Below are 17,337 nucleotides of genomic sequence, written 5' to 3' on the forward strand. Positions count from 1 at the left end.
ATTTTCATCTTGTAATGTTTGGAAGGAGGATACTTCTTGAGTAAGAAGGTCACAGAGGTTGTATCAGAATTAGCACAACCAATAATTGAACAACTAGGATTAGAGTTAGTTGATGTAGAATACGTAAAAGAAGGAAAAGACTGGTTCCTTCGAGTATTTATAGATAGTGAGTCTGGAATTGATTTGGAGCAATGTGCTGCAGTAAGTGAAAGACTAAGTGAAGTCTTAGATGAAAAAGATCCAATTGAAAACCTATATTTTTTAGATGTTTCGTCACCTGGTGCTGAGCGTCCTTTAAAGAAAGAACAAGATTTTATTAAAGCAATTGGAAAACAAGTTTTCATTAAAACATATGAACCAATCCTTGACGAAAAGAAATTTGAAGGGAAATTAATTTCCTATACGTCAGAGGAAGTTCAGTTAGAATTAACAATTAAAACAAGAAAAAAAATGATTACAATTCCAACACCAAAAATTGCAAGTGCAAGACTTGCTGTTACGTTTTTTTAAGTAGGGGGTACTTTTAATGAGTTCGGAGTTATTAACAGCATTAGAAATAATTGAAAGAGAAAAAGGAATTAGTAAAGATGTAGTAATTGAAGCAATTGAAGCTGCTTTAATTTCAGCATATAAACGTAATTTCAATCAAGCACAAAATGTTCGAGTTGATTTTAACCTACATAACGGTTCAATTCGTGTTTTTGCAAGAAAAGAAATTGTAAGCAATGTGTTTGATACTCGTTTAGAAATTACAGTTGAAGAAGCACAACAACATAATCCAAACTTTATGGTAGGCGATATCATTGAATTAGAAGTAACACCTAAAGACTTTGGACGAGTTGCTGCAACTACTGCTAAACAAGTCGTAACACAAAGAGTACGTGAAGCAGAACGCGGTGTAATTTATTCAGAGTATATTGACCGCCAAGAAGATATGATGACAGGTACAGTTCAACGTATCGATTCACGCGCTATTTATGTTAACTTAGGAAAAATTGAAGCAGTTCTTCCTGTAACAGAACAAATTCCAACTGAGAAATACAGAATCCATGATCGCATTAAAGTATTTGTTACAAAAGTAGAAAAAACTTCAAAAGGTCCACAGATTTTTGTATCACGTACTCACCCTGGATTATTAAAGCGTTTATTTGAAACAGAAGTACCTGAAATTTATGATGGTGTTGTAGAAATTCGTTCAGTTGCACGTGAAGCAGGTGACCGTTCTAAGATTTCAGTATATACAAGCAACCCTGATTTAGATCCAGTAGGTGCATGTGTAGGTCAAAAAGGTCAACGTGTACAAGCAATTGTTAATGAATTAAAAGGTGAAAAAATTGATATTGTACGTTGGTCTTCAGATCCAGTTGAATTTGTTGCAAATGCATTAAGTCCATCTCAAGTTATTAGAGTTTTAGTAAATGAAGAAGAAAAAGCAACTACTGTAGTAGTACCAGATCACCAATTATCTCTTGCAATTGGAAAAAGAGGTCAAAATGCTAGATTAGCTGCGCGTTTAACTGGTTGGAAAATAGATATTAAATCACAGTCAGACGCAGATAAAATTGGTATTGACTATACATCACCAGCGCAAGAAGCAACAGTATCTAATGATGATTTCGATGCTTACGCTGACGACTTTAATGAGGAGTGAGTAAACTCATGAATCGAAAAATTCCTTTACGTAAGTGTGTTGTCACACAAGAAATGAAACCAAAAAAAGAATTAATTAGAATTGTTCGTTCTAAAGAAGGAGAAGTTTCCCTTGATCCAAGTGGAAAAAAATCGGGTCGTGGAGCTTACTTAACTAAATCTGTTGAAGTTGTAAAACAAGCGCAGCAAAAAAACACTTTAGAACAGCAATTAAACGCTAAAATTGATGCTAGTTTATATGAAGAACTTTTAGCGTATATTGAAAAGGAAAAAGCATGACAAACAAAGGATTGTCTTTATTAGGACTTGCAGCTAGAGCTCGTAAAGTGGTTTCAGGCGAAGAGTTAGTTGTAAAAGAAGTCCAACAAAAAAGAGCAAAACTAGTTATTTTGTCAAAGGATGCTTCTGAGTTAACTGCGAAGAAAATAAAAGACAAAACAACTTTTTACAATACTCCACTTTGTTATGTTGAAAATCGCTTTGAATTAGGGCACGCTATTGGGAAAGACGCTCGAGTGGTCGTTGCAATTACTGACCAAGGATTTGCAACAAAACTTCAGACATTATTAAATTAATGGACTAATCTGGGGGTGAACGTATGACGAAAATTAGAATTTATGAGTATGCTAAAAAGCAAAATGTTTCAAGTAAGGAAATTATTGAAAGACTCAAGGATTTAAAAATCGAAGTAAAGAATCATATGGCCACAATTGCAGAGGATATTGTTGAAAAATTAAATAAGAGTTTTCAACCAAAGTCTGTGGAGATAAAACAACCCCAAAAAGCTGTGTCAAAATCTTCTTTTAAGGTAATTCCTGCATTTAATGTAGAAGTTAGTGAAGAACTTGATTACGAAGTAGACGATCAATTAGAAGATACGAAAGAAAAATCAAAAAAGAACAGTAATAAAAAGAAAAAGACTGACAGCCAAAAGCAAAGCAGTCAAAATGAAGATCGACAAACGACAGGGATAAAGAAAGGCAATCAAAATATGAATCATAAAAATAACTCAACCGAGAACACCTCAAATAAAATAATCTTCTCAGGTTCATTAAAAGTATCTGAGCTTGCAAAAAAATTAGGTAAAGAACCATCAGAATTAATTAAAAAATTATTTATGTTAGGCATTATGGCGACAATCAACCAAGACCTTGATAAAGACACAATCGAATTATTAGCAAGTGACTACGGAGTTGAAGTTGAAGAGGAAGTTATTGTTGATGAAAATGACTTCGAAAGCTTTATTGATGAAGCTGACGATGAAGCTAATCTACAAGAACGTCCACCAGTTGTAACGATTATGGGTCACGTTGACCACGGTAAAACAACTTTACTTGACTATATTCGTAAATCAAAGGTAACTGCTGGAGAAGCAGGTGGAATTACACAACATATCGGTGCTTACCAAGTAGAAATCGAAGGAAAGAAAATTACGTTCTTAGATACGCCTGGTCACGCCGCATTTACTACAATGCGTGCACGTGGAGCACAAGTTACTGATATTACAATTATCGTTGTAGCAGCTGATGACGGTGTTATGCCTCAAACAGTGGAAGCGATCAATCACGCAAAAGCAGCAGAAGTTCCTATTATTATAGCTGTGAATAAAATGGATAAAGAATCTGCAAACCCAGATCGTGTAATGCAGGAATTAACTGAACACGGTATTGTATCAGAAGCATGGGGTGGAGACACAATCTTTGTTCCTATTTCAGCATTAAACGGTAATGGTGTTGATCAGTTACTTGAAATGATTCTTTTAGTTAGTGAAGTAGAAGAATATAAAGCTAACCCTACACGTAAAGCACTAGGTACTGTAATTGAAGCTGAATTAGATAAAGGTAAAGGTGCAGTTGCAACTTTATTAGTTCAAAATGGTACATTAAAAGTTGGAGATCCAATTGTAGTTGGTACTTCATTTGGACGAGTACGTGCAATGGTAAATGACTTAGGTCGCCGAATTAAAGAGGCTGGTCCTTCAATGCCAGTTGAAATTACTGGTTTAAATGAAGTTCCTCAAGCAGGTGACCGTTTTATGGTATTTGCTGATGAGAAACGTGCGCGTCAAGTTGGTGAAGCACGTGCTTCACAAGCAGTTCTGCAACAACGTAGTGAAAGCTCAAAATTATCTCTTGAAGATTTATTTGCTCAAATTCAAGAAGGTAACGTAAAAGAAATCAATCTAATTGTTAAAGCAGACGTTCAAGGTTCTGTTGAGGCGATGGCTGCTTCATTACAAAAAATTGAAGTAGAAGGCGTTAAAGTTAAAATCATCCACACAGGCGCTGGTGCAATTTCTGAATCAGATGTAATTTTAGCTTCTGCATCTAATGCAATTATTATTGGTTTCAACGTACGTCCTGATGTAAATGCAAAACGTACTGCAGATTTAGAAAATGTAGATATTCGATTACACCGTATTATTTACAAAGCAATTGAAGAAATTGAAGCTGCGATGAAAGGTATGTTAGACCCTGAGTTTGAAGAAAAAGTAATCGGTCAAGCAGAAGTTCGTCAAGTATTCAAAGTATCAAAAGTTGGTACAATTGCTGGATGTTATGTAACTGATGGAAAAATCACTCGTGACAGCGGTGTTCGTTTAATTCGTGACGGTATTGTTGTATTCGAAGGTCAATTAGACACATTAAAACGTTTCAAAGATGACGTTAAAGAAGTAGCGACAAACTACGAATGTGGTATCACGATCGAGAAATACAATGATATTAAAGAAGGCGACGTAATCGAAGCTTACGTAATGGAAGAAATTAAACGTAAGTAACGAAAAGTGGAAAAAGCTTGCCCAGCTCTGAAGGGAATATCTCCGACAACTTGAAGAAGTGGTGGTTTGTCCACTTCGAAAGTAGTTGGAATATTACCGAAGAGCTAGCTTTTGGAACTAGACATTACGAAAAGTGGAATCGACTTGCTCAGCCCCGACAAGCATAAGAACAATAGCAGAAAAGGTTGGTTTTTAACCTTTACTGCTATTGGGCTTATGACCTCGAGGGGCAAGTCGCTGGAACTAGACATCATAATATTTCTTCTAGAAGATGATTTAAAACTGGAAATAAATAATGGACTTATCACAAATGAATAAGTTCAGCATAATAAATAATTATTTATACAATTAGTTAAACTAATTGTATGAAAGCACGAATTGTTTTGCTTTGTAAGATTGAGGTGAAAGTATGAAAGTAAGAGCACATCGTGTTGGGGAACAAATGAAGAAAGAACTTGGTGAGATTATTGGTAGAAAAATAAAAGATCCAAGAATCGGCTTCGTAACAGTTACTGATGTTCAAGTAACTGGTGACCTTCAACAAGCTAAAGTCTATATTTCAGTATTAGGTGACGACGAACAACGTCAAAATACATTAATTGGATTAGCGAAAGCAAAAGGATTTATTCGTTCTGAAATTGGTCAACGTATTCGTTTACGTAAGACACCAGAAATAATTTTTGAATTTGATGAATCAGTCGATTATGGTAATCGAATTGAGACATTGCTAACTCAAATTAATAAAGAGAATAACTGATAATGAATGGATAGGCGAGAGATTCGTCTATCCATTTTTCATCATGCTAAATAATAAACGATAGGTGATAAGATGAATGGTGTAATTGCACTAAATAAACCAGCGGGTCTTACCTCTCATGATTGCGTCTTTAAAATAAGAAAGATTTTAAAGACAAAAAAAGTCGGTCATACAGGAACCCTAGATCCAGAAGTAACGGGCGTCTTGCCGATCTGTGTAGGTGAAGCTACAAAGCTAATACCATATTTAACCGATGATCGGAAAAAATATATTGGTGAAATTACTTTAGGATTTTCTACAACAACTGAGGATGCTCATGGTGAAACTATTGAGCAAAAGAAGGTTGATCGAGCTATTACTCGTGAAGAAATTTTAAAAGTACTAAATCAATTAACTGGAGAAATTAGTCAAACTCCACCTATGTACTCTGCTGTTAAAGTAAATGGCAAAAAGTTATATGAATACGCGAGGGCTGGAATCGAAGTAGAACGTCCAACTAGAACAGTTACAATATTTGAAATCATTTTACTTGATAATCGAGAAGTATTCGAAGGCGATACAATTTCTTTTAAATTTGAAGTTTTTTGTAGTAAAGGTACATATATTAGAACTTTAGCTGTTCAAATTGGTGAGCTTTTAGGATTCCCTGCTCATATGTCTTATTTAACTAGAACAAAAGCAGGTGCATTTACGATTGATGATTGTGTTACATTTGCTGAATTAGAAGAAAATGCTAATGATTTTACTTTAGATCGTGTAATGTTATCGATGGAGCAAGCTCTTAATGAGTATCCACGTCTAACTGTGACAGCTGAAGAAGAAATAAGAGTATTTAATGGTGGATTTTTTCCGAATACGATGAACTGTAAAGAAGGGGAATATATTGCAGTCTACAACGAAAATAATCGAATTATTGCAATGTACACTCCAAACCCTAAAAATAATAATGTAATTAAACCGACAAGAGTATTTCATAACCAATAGAAAAAACTATATAAATTTTATTCATTGTTCTATAATGGGAAAAGAGACTTGATTATAGAAAAGGTGATAAATATGACAAAAATAATAAAAATCACCCATCCTCATTCAATAAAAAAAGAAGATTGTAAAGAAACGGTCTTAGCACTTGGCTTTTTTGATGGAGTACATAAAGGTCATCAACAAGTCATAAAAGCTGCTAAAGAAATTGCGGATGAAAAAGGATTATTATTATCAGTGATGACATTCAATCCACATCCATCTGCAATTCTTGGAAATCGTGATGATGCGATTTCTTATTTAACACCTTTGGAGCTAAAAGTGAAGTGGATGGAGAAACTTTGTGTAGACCAATTATTTGTTGTTGAATTTTCAGAGGAATTTGCGGCACTACTACCACAAGAATTTGTTGATCAATACATTATTGCTTTAAATGCAAAACATGTTGTTGCTGGATTTGATTTTTCATTCGGAAAATATGGTAAAGGGAATATGGAATCATTACCATTTCATTCTAGAGGTGAATTTACTCAATCAACAGTTTCAAAATTCGTTTTAGATGAAGAGAAAGTAAGTTCAACACGAATTAGGGAAGCGATAAAAGCCGGTGAAATGGAAGAAGCTACCCACTTACTTGGCAGACAGTATCAAATTAAAGGGATCGTTGTAGATGGTGACAAACGTGGCCGAACAATTGGATTTCCAACAGCTAATATTTCTGTTTCCATTCCGTATGCATTACCATCAGTAGGTGTTTATGCTGTGAAATGTATTGTTAACGGTGAAATATATGAAGGTATGTGTAATATTGGATACAAACCAACTTTCTATCATGAGTTCCAAAAACAAACAATTGAAGTAAATATTTTTGAATTTAATGAAGATATATACGGAAATGAAGTTGAAATTTTTTGGTATGCTAGAATACGTGATGAAAAGAAGTTTAATGGTATAAATGAGTTAATCGATCAATTACAAAAAGATCGTGAAACAGTAAAAAGTTATTTTCGCGAATAACTAATTTAGAATACTTGCTTTTATAATTAAAACAATGTAATATTATTAAAGTACTTGAAAAACCGTTGCTTGGCAAATCGATTCACCGACGACTGCTAGGTGATAGGTGTTCAACAATATTATTATGAGGTGAAAAAACATGGCATTAACTCAAGAACGTAAAAACGAAATTATCAGCACTTACAAAACTCATGCGAACGATACTGGTTCTCCAGAAGTTCAAATTGCAGTTTTAACTGAAAACATTAACTCTTTAAATGGGCACTTACGTACTCACAAAAAAGATCACCACTCTCGTCGTGGTTTATTAAAAATGGTTGGTAAGCGTCGTAACTTACTTAACTACTTACGTAACAAAGACATTACTCGTTACCGTGAATTAATTAACAAATTAGGTTTACGTCGTTAATTCGAGTATTAATTTGATACTTTAAGAAAAAGCGGGATTCTTCCCGCTTTTTCTTATACATATCGATTTAAAATTACTGATCAATTGAATTTTAAATTTATAAATATTTATTCTCTTTTTCTCGTTAGTTGATTTCTTTACTAAACATAGGAGATAATAGAGAATATACGATTTTTTTACATAATTAGTTTAGACTTTGAATTGTAAATTAGAGAGGGGTATTTATACCATATGGAACAACAAAAGCACGTTTTTTCCACGGAGCTTGCAGGTAAAACTCTTACTGTAGAAGTAGGACAATTAGCAAAGCAAGCAAATGGAGCAGTTTTAGTAAGATACGAAGATACTGTCGTATTAGCAACAGCAACTGCATCAAAGGAACCTAAAAAAGTTAGCTTTTTCCCATTAACAGTAAACTACGAAGAGCGTTTATATGCAGTAGGTAAAATTCCTGGTGGATTTATTAAACGTGAAGGTAGACCAAGTGAAAAAGCAATATTAGCGAGTCGACTAATTGACCGCCCAATTCGACCATTATTTGCAGATGGATTCCGTAATGAAGTACAAGTAATCAGCATGGTAATGAGTGTTGATCAAGATTGTTCATCAGAAATGGCTGCTATGTTTGGTAGTTCACTAGCGCTATGCGTATCTGACATTCCTTTTAACGGACCTATTGCTGGAGTTGTAGTTGGTCGTATTAATGGGGAATTTATTATTAATCCAACTGTTGAGCAAGCTGAAAACAGTGACATTCATTTAACAGTTGCTGGAACGAAAGATGCAATTAACATGGTTGAAGCTGGAGCTAATGAAGTGCCAGAAGAAGTTATGCTTGAAGCAATTATGTTTGGTCATGAAGAAATTAAAAAATTAATTGCTTTCCAAGAAGAAATTGTAGCTCAAATTGGAAAAGAAAAAATCGAAATTCAACTTCATGAACTTGATGCTGAATTAGAAAAACAAATTCGTGAAATTTGTGAAAAAGAACTAAATGCAGCAATTCAAGTTCATGAAAAACATGCTCGTGAAGCTGCGATCAATGAAGTAAAAGAACGTGTTGTTCTTCAGTTTGAAGAAAATGAAGCAGACGATGAGACTATTGGACAAGTTAAAGAAATTCTTTCAATGCTAGTAAAAGAAGAAGTCCGTCGTTTAATTACGGTTGAAAAAGTTCGTCCTGATGGAAGAAAATTAGATGAAATCCGTCCATTATCATCACAGGTTGGTTTACTACCTCGTACACATGGTTCTGGTTTATTCACTCGTGGACAAACTCAAGCATTAAGCATTTGTACACTAGGTGCACTAGGTGATGTGCAAATTCTTGATGGATTAGGTATTGAAGAATCAAAACGTTTTATGCATCATTATAATTTTCCACAATTCAGTGTTGGTGAAACAGGACCTATTCGTGGACCAGGTCGCCGTGAAATTGGACATGGAGCATTAGGTGAAAGAGCACTTGAGCCAAGTATTCCAGATCAAAAAGATTTCCCATACACAATCCGCCTTGTATCAGAAGTACTTGAATCAAATGGTTCTACTTCACAAGCAAGTATTTGTGCAAGTACTCTAGCAATGATGGATGCTGGTGTACCAATCAAAGCACCAGTTGCTGGTATTGCAATGGGATTAATTAAATCTGGTGAACATTATTCTGTTCTTACAGACATTCAAGGTATGGAAGATCATTTAGGAGATATGGACTTTAAAGTAGCAGGAACAGCTAAAGGTGTAACTGCACTTCAAATGGACATTAAAATAGAAGGTTTATCAGAACAAATTTTAAAAGAAGCATTAGAACAAGCAAAAATTGGTCGTATGCAAATTCTTGATTCTATGCTTGCTACAATACGCGAACCAAGAACAGCTTTATCTGAGTTTGCTCCAAAAATCTTAATGATGACAATTAACCCAGATAAAATTAAAGATGTTATTGGACCTGGTGGAAAACAAATCAATAAAATTATTGAAGAAACTGGCGTGAAAATTGACATCGAACAAGATGGAACAGTATTTATTTCATCTGTGGACCAACCTATGAATGAACGTGCAAAACAAATTATCGAAGACCTTGTTCGAGAAGTAGAAGTTGGTCAATTATACATGGGTAAAGTAAAACGAATTGAAAAATTCGGCGCATTCGTAGAAATCTTTGCAGGTAAAGATGGATTAGTCCATATTTCTGAACTTGCAGAAGAACGCATTGCAAAAGTTGAAGACGTAGTTTCACTTGGAGACGAAATCCTAGTAAAAGTAACTGAAATCGACAAACAAGGACGAGTAAACTTATCTCGTAAAGCTGTATTAAAAGAGCAAAAAGAAAAAGCTGAGCAAAACTAGAAAAGCGGAAGGCGTTCGCTCTGCCCCGACAAGCATAAGACAAGGACCAGTGAAGGTTGTTTTTTAACCTTTGCTGGTCCTTGGCTTATGACCTCGAGGGGCAAACGCCTGGAGCTAGACATCATGAAAAGCGGAAGGCGTTCGCCTTCCTAACCCATAAAAACAACAGGCACATAGAATGAGCCTGTTGTTTTTTTATTTTTTTACTTCAACATTCCTTCTTAATCCTCACTTTTTAATTTTCCAGAATTTCATGTGTGCCTAAAATTTTTTTGGTTACAATAAGAAAAGTAGAACTAGAAATTACCAGATAAATTAGTTATTACTAATTTAGTCGTACATAAGTAGAAAGCTTGTTCTATTTTTTAAAAAATATCATATTCCTTCTAGTAGGAGGGCGTTTAGGAAATGAGTAGAAGTCGGTTAAAAGTCTTAGCATTCGTTATGGCATTATTTCTAGCATTTTTAGCAGTTAGAAATCAATATACGAATCAATACGTGAGGAACTTAACTTTAAAATCGTCATTTGTAACAGCAAAAACAAATGGGTTATTGGATGAAATCAAAACAAAAGCGCCAACTTTCGAGATAGCTCCAAAAGATGCCTATGTGGACTCGGTTTGGAAAGCAATACCCGGCTATAATGGTTTAACAGTCGATGTTAATGCGTCATATAAGAAAATGAAGGCAAAAGGTAAGTTTGATGAGAATAAACTAGTATTTAAAGAAGTTTCTCCAAAAGTTCATTTAAAAGATTTACCACCATCACCAGTGTATAAAGGGAATCCTGAAAAACCAATGGTAGCATTTACAATCAATGTTGCATGGGGAAATGAATATATTCCGGAAATGTTAGAAGTATTAAAGAAGCACAATGCAAACGCAACTTTCTTTCTTGAGGGTAGATGGGTAAAAAATAATCCAACTGTCGCTCAACTTATCACTGCTGCAGATCAAGAAGTTGGGAATCATTCTTATACACATCCCGATATGGCAAGATTAGGTAGTCAGCAAATAAGAAATGAAATAACTCAAACAAATTCAGTTATACTAGCTACAACTAATGAAAAAGTTGTATGGTTTGCTCCTCCAAGCGGTAGTTATCGTGACGAGGTAGTTAAAATCGCTTCAAGTTTAGGATTAAAAACAATTATGTGGACAGCAGATACGATTGATTGGCAGAAACCGCCAAGAGAAGTCATTATTAATCGTGTTATGAAAAAAGTAGACAATGGTACAATCGTTCTTATGCATCCAACGAAACCGACAGCTGAGGCACTTGATGAACTAATCACAAAAATAGAGGCATCAGGTCGAAAAGTTGTAAATATTTCAACTTTATTAGATGAAAAACGGTACGATACAATTAAAAAAGTTGAAAACAAATGACAATTACTTTCAGCTTTGTTAAGATGATTGTAAAATATAGTTAAATTTTTCAATCTTATTACAAAAGTGTAAATAGATGGTGTATACATAGGAGGCATTACATGATTGTACGACATACTTGTAAAAATGGAGTTAGAGTAGTAATTGAAAATATTTCAACTGTCCGTTCAGTTGCACTTGGAGTCTGGATTAAAACAGGTTCAAGCAATGAAACGTCAGAACTAAATGGTGTTTCACATTTTCTTGAGCATATGTTCTTTAAAGGTACTAAAACACGCAATGCGAAAGAAATCGCTGAAAGTTTTGATTCAATTGGTGGACAAGTAAATGCATTTACTTCAAAAGAATATACTTGTTATTACGCTAAAGTGTTAGATACTCATGCGGATTACGCGTTAGAAGTGTTAGGAGATATGTTTTTTAATTCAACTTTTGATGAAGGTGAATTAGAAAAAGAAAAAAATGTAGTACTTGAAGAAATCAAAATGTATGATGATACACCAGATGATTTAGTTCATGATTTATTAGGTAAAGTTATGTACGAAACTCATCCATTAGGTTATCCAATTTTAGGTACAGAAGAAACTTTAAAAACTTTTAATGGCGATACTTTACGTCAGTACATGAAGGATTTTTACACTCCGGATCAAGTAGTTATTTCAATTGCAGGTAATATCGATGAATCCTTTATTAAACGTGTTGAAGAATTATTTGGAAATTATGAGGGGAAAAAGAAAGATATAAACTTTGGAATCCCAACAATCCATTATGGACAAATTGCTCGCAAAAAAGAAACAGAGCAAGCACATCTTTGTGTTGGCTATAGAGGTCTTGAACTTGGACATAGCGATTTATATCCATTAATTGCCTTAAACAATATACTTGGTGGTAGTATGAGTAGTCGTTTATTCCAAGATGTTCGTGAGCAAAAAGGACTTGCATATTCAGTTTTCTCATATCACTCTGCATACCATGATAGCGGTACAGTTGCAATTTATGCAGGTACTGGAAAAAGCCAACTAAATCAATTATTTGAAACAATCCAAGAAACTTTAAAAGTATTAAATGCAGATGGAATAACAGAAAAAGAATTAAATAATTGTAAAGAGCAATTAAAAGGTAATTTAATGTTAGGATTAGAAAGTACAAATAGCAGAATGAGCCGAAATGGTAAAAATGAATTAATGCTAGGCAATCACCGTACTTTAGATGAAGTAATTCAACTAATAGATGATGTAACAATTGATAAAGTAAATGATATTGCGAAGTTTGTATTTACTGACGACTATGCAGTTTCATTAGTAAGTCCTGATGGAGTAATTCCAACAAATATTAAACATTAAGTTCAATTAGGGGGTCCCTTATAGGGCCCTCTTTTTTATTTTTCAAATAACCGAGAATAGAAATGCTCAGATTTAAACAGTTTTTCATTACTGCTCCTTAATTTTAGAAAGAATCTTCACCAATGCAATGGAAGATTCATAAGATATTTAGGAGAAAGATGTTAGGCGGTAGTCCTGCTTACAGAGATTAATTTCCATTTACCATAGTGAAGTAAAGAAGGTGAATGCTGCATGTTAACTGGCTTGCATATTGCTGTTATTGGTGGGGACGCCAGACAGCTGGAAGTTATTCGGAAGTTAACAGAGTTAGACGCAAAGGTAACATTAATAGGCTTTGAACAATTAGATAGTGGATTTACCAGTGCATCAAAAGAATTAATGGCAGATGCAAATTTTGAAGATTTAGATGCAATCCTTCTACCTGTACCAGGTACGAATATTGAAGGAGTTGTCGATACAATTTTTTCAAATGAGAAAGTCGTGCTGACAAAAGAAATTTTAGACAGTACTCCTTCGCATTGTACGATTTACTCTGGAATAAGTAACTCTTACTTAGATAGTATAGTTACGGCTTCAAATCGGAAGTTAGTAAAATTATTTGAACGAGACGATGTAGCTATTTATAATAGTATTCCAACTGTTGAAGGTACGATCATGATGGTTATTCAACATACGGAATATACAATTCATAATTCGAAAGTCGCCGTATTAGGTTTAGGTCGTACAGGAATGAGTGTCGCAAGGACTTTTCATAATTTGGGTGCAAAAGTAAAAGTAGGGGCTCGTAAATCAGAACATATTGCTAGAATTGTTGAAATGGGCTTAGAAGCTTTTGAATTTAAGAATATTGAAGAGGCCTTAAAGGATGTAGATGTTGTAATTAATACTGTTCCAGTTCAAATCGTGACAGCAAGTGTCATTTCAAAATTACAACCTCATTCATTAATCATTGATTTAGCTTCTAAACCTGGAGGAACAGATTTTCGTTATGCTGAAAAAAGAGGTATTAAGGCATTACTAGCACCAGGTTTACCAGGAATCGTTGCTCCTAAAACAGCAGGGCAAATAATTGGAAACGTACTAACACAGCTATTAAAGGTAGATTTAGATAAAAGGAAGGAGCAACAAAAATGACGTTGAAAGGTAAGAAAATTGGATTTGGTATTACAGGATCACATTGTACTTATGAAGAGGTAGTACCACAAATTCAAAAGTTAGTCGATGATGGAGCTGACGTATACCCTGTTGTTACATTTACTGTAAAAAGCACAACAACTCGATTTGGTGTAGGAGAAGACTGGATCGAAAAAATAGAAGAAATTACAGGGCGTAAAACAGTTGATTCAATTGTAGGAGCAGAACCATTTGGTCCAAAAGTACAATTAGATTGTATGGTAATTGCACCGTTAACAGGAAATTCAATGAGTAAGTTTGCTAATGCTCAAACTGATAGCCCCGTATTAATGGCGGCAAAGGCAACATTAAGAAATGGAAAACCTGTTGTTTTAGGTATTTCCACAAACGATGCTTTAGGTTTAAATGGAACTAATTTAATGTGACTTAGATGGTAATACCAAATCAGTTAACAAGGTCACTTGGGGAGCTTTGGGTAAAGTATAAGTGTAAAATCATCTAGTTTTTGATGTGGCTCTTTTTGATACTCAACTTTAAATAAAACTGATTTAAGGAGACGATTTTTAAGTTCTATATCAGTTGTTTTGTAATATAAATCTAACACTTTTTCAAAGGTTGGGATAAATTGTACGTTTAGCAACTCTCTATTGTGATATTTAGCTAGTTCATCCAAAATTAACGTCTTACTATTTGAAAGTTCTTTTAGTCGATTAGAGACGATTTCAGAACGTTCATTGTAAATCGATTCATCATAAACACCACGTTCTAGTAAATTAAATAAATTATTTTTTTGTTTTACTACTTCATCTAATTCATTTTCAATTTGTTTAAGAGCCTGTTTTTTTAAATTAATTACTTCAAAATCTTCCTCGTCGGGTTGATTCGTAAAACTTATTTTGTATTCTTTTAACCAAATTTCTAACCCTTGTAAGAGTTTTTCTTCAATTAAATGAGTATAGGAAGAGCGAGTATTACAACGGTTATTTGTACACACAATTTGTCTAGGCTTACCCTTTGGATAACGCTGCTGTAATTTTGATCCACATTTACTACAAAACATTATTCCAGCTAGCTGATTACTTAATTTACTATTATAAGGAGCATGGTATCGGCTACTTAAAATATCTTGTGCTGAGTTGTATATATCAGGGTCAATGATTGCTTCATGTTTACCATCAACAATTAACCAGTCAGATTTTGGTTTTCTTATACCTTTACTTGATTTTTTATTCCAAGTCACCTTACCGATATAAATAGGATTTTTTATCATCTCCAAAATGGAATGGTAACTCCACTTTTTTCCAGTATAGGAAAGGATATTCAATTGATTTAAACGGTTGGCAATTTCATTTGCACCGATCAAATCCTTCGTATACCATTCAAAAATACTTTTTACTACCTTTGCCTGATTGCTATTAATACGTAAAGAGCGGAATTCCTTCGTTTCATAAATCTCATATCCATAGGGTGCAAAGGTTCCTAAATAATTTCCTCTTTGGACAGATAATACTCGACCTCGTTGAAGTCTACGTGTAATTATTTTTAATTCTTTTCGCGCCATAAATGCCTCAAATTCACTGTATTCTTCATCAAACTCATCATGAAGGTCATAGGTCTTTCTCGGTGTAATTATTTTAGTTCTAGATGATTTAAACGTTTCTAAAATAATACCCTGCTCCTTCATATTACCGCGTCCAAGACGGTCCATATCCATTACTAACACGCCATCATATTTTAATTCTTCAACTTCTTGTAAAAGTTTTAACATTTCTGGCCGATAAACAAGCGATTCACCAGATGCAATTTCCTGTCGGATACAAATGATATTTAAATTCTGCTCCTTAGCGAATTTTAAAAGCTGCTCCTTATGCTTTGATAAGGTTTCACCTTCACCTTTAGCTTCTGCATCTAAATCTGCTCGACTTTTACGCAAGTACAATGCAACTCGTTCCATTTAATCACCTCATAGACTATATATATGTCTAATTAAGGAATTAATTAATTTTTGAATCAATCGACAACAAAAGATTGGTTAGTCCGTCATAAAACTAAACATACAATGAATTATGGGGGTGGTGATACTGAGTAAACAAACAGAATTTACTGCTACCTATCAATTTGGAAAAACAAAAGTGAATATAATTGCGCCAAATGATGTGACAGAAGAAAATAGAAAGAAAATTATTGAAGAAATCCATACGATTGGCCGAAAGATTGTTAAAGAAGAATTGTATAAGAAAGATGATCAGTAGGATGAACTTAGTAAGCACCTAAAACCTAAAAAAGGGGTGCTTTTTTTATTTGTTATCTTGGTCAAAGCAGAATTAGCTATTTTTCCAAAAGTCTATATTGCTTGAAAAACAATATTTTTGTACTTATACAACGGTAAAAAACTAAATATGCAATCAATTTAACTGCAGATATAATAGTGACCATGATCAAGATGATTCATGTATTTCAGAAAAATTCTGAGACAGATTACTCAAAAATCTGTCATTTTTTTTACATTACGATCGTAATTATAGTGATAGTGATTCTAAATATTCATCATAGAGAGGAATGTTGGTTATTATCGAATATCATTTAAAAAAACAATTTATTTCAAAGGAAAAATTGATCGAACGTAAACTTGCTGAACATTTAATATTAAATGTAAGAATAAAAGATGTCATAGAACTAGCTTATAATAACTGGGCCTTAGATTATGCTAAAGGTGTAGTTGCTTTTAATCTTACAAATGGTGAATTAATAGGTTATTCACTTAAAGGTGCAAATAATAGAACTAGAAACGACCATGAGATTATTATTTTTGAACTAGATGCAAATGTTGACGTGGAAGATGTTACTGTTTTAATGGGGAATATTGGTGTTCGAGCTGTACGGACATTTTTTGAAATCGACGATGAAACTTTTTCAAACAATATGGTATTTTTTACTGAAACCTATTTACGGTTTCATAATTTGACGATTAAATCAATTAGAGATCGGTTTTTAAAGGTACTATATACTGATTATAAACAAACATTTTATAATACTTGCATTAAAAAACAACTTGATTCTGTTTACACTAAATATATCGTTCATTACAATCATTAGGGTGAGATCTTAAAAATTATTTTACTAAGCTTAATTTTTTGTTTCAATCCCCTTTTAAATCCTTTAATCGGCTCCTTTTAAAGTCAATTTTTTACTGTCCCAAACCAATGATATTCCTTTTAGATTGGTATTATCCTCTAAGTCATAATTTAATGCGTTTAATGAGTACAAAAAATATCTATTTTATTCCCTTTGGTCAAGATGATCCAATTAAAAAACCGAATTCATTAGTGGCAAGAATGGATTCATTGCTTGATACAGTGAAATCTTCTATTGAAGGAAAACAACTTCAACCTGTTTTAGTTGAAAAATATCGCGATCTCCAATAAATATTTTAGAAAAAATAGGACTGAATTATTTTTTCTATGTTAGAATGAAGAAAATTGAGTATGTGTCATTGGATACATACTCGTTACTATGAAATCAATTATTCAAG

General features: G+C 33.7%; 16 protein-coding genes and 2 pseudogenes. 17 read left to right on the top strand and 1 reads right to left on the bottom strand.

Annotated elements, in window-relative coordinates; genetic code table 11:
- The first annotated feature begins 36 nt into the window (after window positions 1–36).
- The 14 genes and pseudogenes from rimP to dpaB all read left to right on the top strand — a co-directional run.
- A complete protein-coding gene (rimP, locus tag ACFVRR_RS03110; RefSeq protein ID WP_097975469.1) occupies window positions 37–510 on the top strand; it encodes a ribosome maturation factor RimP in 474 nt (157 codons plus the stop codon).
- 16 nt (window positions 511–526) lie between these two features.
- On the top strand, window positions 527–1,651 hold the full coding sequence (gene nusA, locus ACFVRR_RS03115) for a transcription termination factor NusA (RefSeq protein ID WP_387324532.1): 1,125 nt from the start codon (window positions 527–529) through the stop codon (window positions 1,649–1,651).
- Between the two features lie 8 nt (window positions 1,652–1,659).
- A complete protein-coding gene (gene rnpM, locus ACFVRR_RS03120; protein ID WP_387324535.1) occupies window positions 1,660–1,929 on the top strand; it encodes an RNase P modulator RnpM in 270 nt (89 codons plus the stop codon).
- Window positions 1,926–2,225, top strand: coding sequence for a YlxQ family RNA-binding protein (locus ACFVRR_RS03125; protein WP_097975467.1), 300 nt, complete (start codon window positions 1,926–1,928; stop codon window positions 2,223–2,225). The genes rnpM and ACFVRR_RS03125 overlap by 4 nt, the downstream gene beginning before the upstream one ends.
- Window positions 2,226–2,248: 23 nt before the next feature.
- Window positions 2,249–4,429: a translation initiation factor IF-2 gene (gene infB / locus ACFVRR_RS03130; RefSeq protein ID WP_387324538.1), complete on the top strand. Its 2,181-nt coding sequence runs from the start codon at window positions 2,249–2,251 to the stop codon at window positions 4,427–4,429.
- Window positions 4,430–4,838: 409 nt separating this feature from the next.
- Window positions 4,839–5,186 carry a 30S ribosome-binding factor RbfA gene (gene rbfA / locus ACFVRR_RS03135; RefSeq protein ID WP_387324540.1) on the top strand — a complete coding sequence of 116 codons (348 nt, stop codon included), beginning with the start codon at window positions 4,839–4,841 and terminating at the stop codon, window positions 5,184–5,186.
- Between the two features lie 72 nt (window positions 5,187–5,258).
- Window positions 5,259–6,170 carry a tRNA pseudouridine(55) synthase TruB gene (gene truB, locus ACFVRR_RS03140; RefSeq protein ID WP_387324542.1) on the top strand — a complete coding sequence of 304 codons (912 nt, stop codon included), beginning with the start codon at window positions 5,259–5,261 and terminating at the stop codon, window positions 6,168–6,170.
- Window positions 6,171–6,242: 72 nt separating this feature from the next.
- Window positions 6,243–7,184, top strand: coding sequence for a bifunctional riboflavin kinase/FAD synthetase (gene ribF, locus ACFVRR_RS03145; protein WP_387324544.1), 942 nt, complete (start codon window positions 6,243–6,245; stop codon window positions 7,182–7,184).
- 139 nt (window positions 7,185–7,323) lie between these two features.
- Window positions 7,324–7,593, top strand: a complete 270-nt coding sequence (gene rpsO, locus ACFVRR_RS03150; RefSeq protein WP_025568545.1) for a 30S ribosomal protein S15 — start codon at window positions 7,324–7,326, stop codon at window positions 7,591–7,593.
- Between the two features lie 231 nt (window positions 7,594–7,824).
- On the top strand, window positions 7,825–9,939 hold the full coding sequence (gene pnp, locus ACFVRR_RS03155) for a polyribonucleotide nucleotidyltransferase (RefSeq protein ID WP_387324547.1): 2,115 nt from the start codon (window positions 7,825–7,827) through the stop codon (window positions 9,937–9,939).
- A 408-nt stretch (window positions 9,940–10,347) separates the two neighbouring features.
- A complete protein-coding gene (locus ACFVRR_RS03160) occupies window positions 10,348–11,328 on the top strand; it encodes a polysaccharide deacetylase family protein (protein ID WP_387324550.1) in 981 nt (326 codons plus the stop codon).
- A 101-nt stretch (window positions 11,329–11,429) separates the two neighbouring features.
- Window positions 11,430–12,671, top strand: a complete 1,242-nt coding sequence (locus ACFVRR_RS03165; protein WP_387324552.1) for a M16 family metallopeptidase — start codon at window positions 11,430–11,432, stop codon at window positions 12,669–12,671.
- 231 nt (window positions 12,672–12,902) lie between these two features.
- Entirely contained in the window at window positions 12,903–13,805 is a 903-nt protein-coding gene (gene dpaA, locus ACFVRR_RS03170) for a dipicolinic acid synthetase subunit A (RefSeq protein ID WP_097975454.1), read from the top strand.
- Window positions 13,802–14,227 (top strand): annotated as a pseudogene (gene dpaB / locus ACFVRR_RS03175) (dipicolinate synthase subunit B); the annotation flags it as partial. The gene dpaA and the pseudogene dpaB, both read left to right, overlap by 4 nt.
- Before the next feature lie 35 nt (window positions 14,228–14,262).
- On the opposite strand, the gene ACFVRR_RS03180 reads toward dpaB, so the two are convergent.
- A complete protein-coding gene (locus tag ACFVRR_RS03180) occupies window positions 14,263–15,759 on the bottom strand; it encodes a recombinase family protein (RefSeq protein ID WP_387324555.1) in 1,497 nt (498 codons plus the stop codon).
- 121 nt (window positions 15,760–15,880) lie between these two features.
- Here ACFVRR_RS03180 and ACFVRR_RS03185 point away from each other — a divergent pair, with 121 nt between their 5' ends.
- The 3 genes and pseudogenes from ACFVRR_RS03185 to spoVFB all read left to right on the top strand — a co-directional run.
- Complete coding sequence (locus tag ACFVRR_RS03185) at window positions 15,881–16,057, top strand: hypothetical protein (protein ID WP_387324557.1); 177 nt, start codon at window positions 15,881–15,883, stop codon at window positions 16,055–16,057.
- Window positions 16,058–16,367: 310 nt separating this feature from the next.
- The gene (locus ACFVRR_RS03190; RefSeq protein WP_387324559.1) at window positions 16,368–16,901 is read left to right on the top strand and encodes a hypothetical protein; all 534 of its coding nucleotides are present in this window, start codon (window positions 16,368–16,370) and stop codon (window positions 16,899–16,901) included.
- A 146-nt stretch (window positions 16,902–17,047) separates the two neighbouring features.
- Window positions 17,048–17,230 (top strand): annotated as a pseudogene (gene spoVFB / locus ACFVRR_RS03195) (dipicolinate synthase subunit B); the annotation flags it as partial.
- Window positions 17,231–17,337: the final 107 nt, after the last annotated feature.

Origin of the sequence: Gottfriedia sp. NPDC057948 (assembly GCF_042887255.1) — a bacterium.
GTDB lineage: Bacteria > Bacillota > Bacilli > Bacillales > Bacillaceae_G > Gottfriedia.

What these genes read in the sequence shown, in the direction of transcription:
- truB (WP_387324542.1), top strand. Translation starts at nt 5,259, where the DNA reads ATGAATGGTGTAATTGCACTAAATAAACCAGCGGGTCTTACCTCTCAT.
- rpsO (WP_025568545.1), top strand. Translation starts at nt 7,324, where the DNA reads ATGGCATTAACTCAAGAACGTAAAAACGAAATTATCAGCACTTACAAA.
- ACFVRR_RS03125 (WP_097975467.1), top strand. Translation starts at nt 1,926, where the DNA reads ATGACAAACAAAGGATTGTCTTTATTAGGACTTGCAGCTAGAGCTCGT.
- ACFVRR_RS03160 (WP_387324550.1), top strand. Translation starts at nt 10,348, where the DNA reads ATGAGTAGAAGTCGGTTAAAAGTCTTAGCATTCGTTATGGCATTATTT.
- rnpM (WP_387324535.1), top strand. Translation starts at nt 1,660, where the DNA reads ATGAATCGAAAAATTCCTTTACGTAAGTGTGTTGTCACACAAGAAATG.
- infB (WP_387324538.1), top strand. Translation starts at nt 2,249, where the DNA reads ATGACGAAAATTAGAATTTATGAGTATGCTAAAAAGCAAAATGTTTCA.
- pnp (WP_387324547.1), top strand. Translation starts at nt 7,825, where the DNA reads ATGGAACAACAAAAGCACGTTTTTTCCACGGAGCTTGCAGGTAAAACT.
- ACFVRR_RS03165 (WP_387324552.1), top strand. Translation starts at nt 11,430, where the DNA reads ATGATTGTACGACATACTTGTAAAAATGGAGTTAGAGTAGTAATTGAA.
- ACFVRR_RS03180 (WP_387324555.1), bottom strand. Translation starts at nt 15,759, where the DNA reads ATGGAACGAGTTGCATTGTACTTGCGTAAAAGTCGAGCAGATTTAGAT.
- nusA (WP_387324532.1), top strand. Translation starts at nt 527, where the DNA reads ATGAGTTCGGAGTTATTAACAGCATTAGAAATAATTGAAAGAGAAAAA.
- dpaA (WP_097975454.1), top strand. Translation starts at nt 12,903, where the DNA reads ATGTTAACTGGCTTGCATATTGCTGTTATTGGTGGGGACGCCAGACAG.
- ribF (WP_387324544.1), top strand. Translation starts at nt 6,243, where the DNA reads ATGACAAAAATAATAAAAATCACCCATCCTCATTCAATAAAAAAAGAA.
- rbfA (WP_387324540.1), top strand. Translation starts at nt 4,839, where the DNA reads ATGAAAGTAAGAGCACATCGTGTTGGGGAACAAATGAAGAAAGAACTT.